Here is a 1,239-nt window from a genome sequence, read left to right on the forward strand (position 1 = left end):
TAAACGTCCTGCCTGACCGGCTACTGCTGTTCAGCGGCGCTGACGGCGATCATCAGGTGGGGGAGTTTCAAGTGACCATACCCGGGGGATTTTGACCGACCCACGGGGCCGTATCGCTCGTGTAGCTGATTGAAGGGAAGCCGCAATCCGCTCGGCGATTGGCGATGTCGCGCGCATGCTCTTTGAGGTTTGCGTTAAACCATGACTGGAAGCTCTTGCGCGGATGCGCAAGGACTTGCGTTTGGCAAACGGTTAGACACCTAAAGCTCCTTTGCTTTCTGAGCCGCCCTAAGTGGCGGTCTCGATGCCCAGCGAAGGCGCTAGGGAACAAGGGGATGCAGAACTTCGCCGAAGGTGAAGCGGCCCGGCTTGCCGGAAAGCCGAGGGTTTACCCTTGAAGCGTGTGCGCCCCGGCGCAGATTGTCCTGAAAGAACCCCCTGGGAGGCCCCGATCCAGCGACGGAACGACACCGGAATTGGAACGACTCATAGGCAGCCCGTTAGCCGCCGAGCTTCACCAGCGGTGATGCGACGACCTCAAAACATTGGAGAAGCGCAAATGGCGAAAGAGCCGAAGACTCTCGACGACCTGTTCCACGATACCCTCAAGGATATCTACTTCGCTGAGAAGAAAGTCCTGGCCACCCTGCCGAAGATGGCAAAGGCTGCTCAGAACGAAGAACTGAAAGCAGCATTTGAAAAACACCGCACCGAGACCGAAGGCCAGATCGAGCGGCTGGAGAAGGTGTTCGCGGTGATCGAGAAGAAGCCGCAGGGTAAAACCTATGCAGCAATTGTCGGCATCACGGATGAGGGCGCCGAGATCATGGAAGAATATAAGAGCTCGCCCGCTCTCGACGCCGGCCTCCTTGCCGCCGCTCAGGCCGTCGAGCACTATGAGATTTCTCGCTACGGCACGATGATTGCCTGGGCCGAAGAGCTTGGCCTTGAGGATGCGGTCTCGCTCCTTGAGGAAACTCTCGAAGAGGAAGAAGCGACCGACGAGGCTCTGACTGAAATCGCAAAGACGGCGATCAACCAGGAGGCTGAAGCTGCGTAACTTCGATGAATGTACTGAAATGCCCCGCCATGCGGGGCGTTTTTTTAGGTCCTCCGTCTAAGCGCGGGCGCCTAGTACCCACTTTTCTTGGAACGTGAGTCGTGATTCAAGGTCGGGATGATACCCGAAGCAAGAGAAGTCCACCTTTCGAGGAAAGATCGCAAGGTGCTTGAGGCGTG

1 protein-coding gene is annotated in these 1,239 nt (G+C 57.4%); it reads left to right on the plus strand.

The window, feature by feature from the left end; translation table 11 throughout:
- Positions 1 to 559: 559 nt before the first annotated feature.
- On the plus strand, positions 560 to 1,060 hold the full coding sequence (locus QJT78_RS51405; RefSeq protein WP_038946042.1) for a DUF892 family protein: 501 nt from the start codon (positions 560 to 562) through the stop codon (positions 1,058 to 1,060).
- The last annotated feature ends 179 nt before the right edge of the window (positions 1,061 to 1,239 follow it).

This window comes from Bradyrhizobium sp. Mp27 (assembly GCF_029953005.1).
GTDB classification, from domain to species: domain Bacteria; phylum Pseudomonadota; class Alphaproteobacteria; order Rhizobiales; family Xanthobacteraceae; genus Bradyrhizobium; species Bradyrhizobium barranii.

What these genes read in the sequence shown, in the direction of transcription:
- QJT78_RS51405 (WP_038946042.1), top strand. Translation starts at nt 560, where the DNA reads ATGGCGAAAGAGCCGAAGACTCTCGACGACCTGTTCCACGATACCCTC.